This window comes from Streptomyces sp. NPDC052107, assembly GCF_040680215.1.
Lineage (GTDB): Bacteria > Actinomycetota > Actinomycetes > Streptomycetales > Streptomycetaceae > Streptomyces.
Genome location: NZ_JBFAWG010000271.1, coordinates 1 through 1,600 on the forward strand (window position 1 = coordinate 1; position 1,600 = coordinate 1,600).

The 1,600-nt window shown below is 67.9% G+C and carries 1 protein-coding gene; it reads right to left on the bottom strand.

The window, feature by feature from the left end; translation table 11 throughout:
- Window positions 1-27 precede the first annotated feature (27 nt).
- Window positions 28-1,266, bottom strand: a complete 1,239-nt coding sequence (locus tag AB0M27_RS47730) for an IS110 family transposase (protein ID WP_365732451.1) — start codon at window positions 1,264-1,266, stop codon at window positions 28-30.
- Window positions 1,267-1,600 lie beyond the last annotated feature (334 nt).

The window sequence follows — 1,600 nt, forward strand, 5'->3', positions numbered from 1 at the left end:
CCACAGACATCCGAGCTTCGTAGGAAGTCAAGTGGCAGCAGGTCCGACTGTCGTCGCAAGGGCCGGGAACGCCTTCGCCGGGTCGAAGTTCTGGCCGGTGGCCAGGCAGTGATGCAGGCAGCCGAGGAGGCGGTTGAACAGGTTCCTCATGGCGGCGGTGTGTCGGTCTCCCCGGGCTCTGCGCCGGTCGTAGTGCTCTTTGACCTGTGGTGAGGGCAGTGCTCCGAAGATCCAGACGTAGCCGGCGGCGGCCAGTCTCTGGTTCTTCACACGCCGATGGTGCACGGCGTGACTCTTGCCGCTGGCGACAGTGATCGGCGCGGCTCCGGCGTATGCCTTCAGGGCGCGTGCGTCGCGGAACCGGGAGCGGTCGTCGCCGATCTCACCGAGGACGCGGGCACCGGTCAGCGGGCCGATGCCGGGGAAGCTGCTGATGATCTCGTGGTCCGGGTGCTGAGCAAACGCCTGGGCCGCCGCAGCAGCGAGGTCGTCCGCAGCCCGGCAGGCCGCGTCAAGCTGGAGTACGAGGGCGGCGGTCTGACGCCCTATCGCCTCTTCCACCAGCGGGAGTTGATGGAGGTAGTCGCTGGTGAACACGGTCTTCAGACGGTCGGCCCAGGTATCAATGTTGCGCTGCCGCCCGGACTTGCGCAGCAGTGACCGCAGCTGGGTGCGGGTCAGCCGCGCGGCCGTCGCCGGGTCCGGCGCCGTGGAGAGCACGGCCCGTGCTTCCCGGGAGTCCAGGCCGACGCCCCGGGCCTGGAAGGCGACCAGCGCGGCCGGGAAGTACTGCTTGAGGTGGGAGCGGAGCTGGTTGTTCAACTGGGCCCGGTTCCAGACCGCGTCCTGCTGGGCCCGGGCGAGAACGGAAATGGCCTGCGCCAACTCGGAGTCCGCCGGCAGCGGCCGGTGGACGTCGGCATCTGTGCGCAAGATGTTGGCCAGCGCCATGGCGTCGGCATGGTCCGACTTCGCCCGGGCGACACGGTGACGCTCGCGGTAGCGGGCGACCGCCATCGGGTTGATCGAATACACCTTGCGGCCAGTGGCGCGAAGGCAAGCGAACAGCAGACCGCGGGCGGTCTCGACCGCGACGGGGATGGGCTCCTGCGGGCTGTCTCCCGCCTCGGCCAGCATGCCGAGCAGCTGGCGGTAGCCCTCCGCATCGTCGTTGATGCGACGCTTGGCGACGAGCTGTCCGGCCTCGTCCACCAAGGCCACGTCGTGATGGTTCTCTGCCCAGTCGATTCCGCAGGTGATTGCCAACTTTGGCCCCTTCTCCCGGAGTTTGCCCAGCGTGTGAGCCTGTGCGGGGTCACGCAGCGACCTAATAGGAGGGCTCGGCGGCCCGACATCCGATGAGCTGTTCGTGGCCCCAGCTGGCCGCACGGTCCCGGTCTTCGGAGAGAGCTCTGGGGCTCGCGTGTTGAGGAGCGGGTGGTCGTACGGACGGCTCGGGTCACGATCATGAATGCCCTGGTGGAGGCGATCGATACTCACTCGCAAGAGTGCACGGCGACGGAGCCCTCTGCCTGTGGAAAGGAGTCAGGGCTCCGGGTATTGAGTAGGGGTCATCCGGCGCCGTGCACTGCTATTAGGT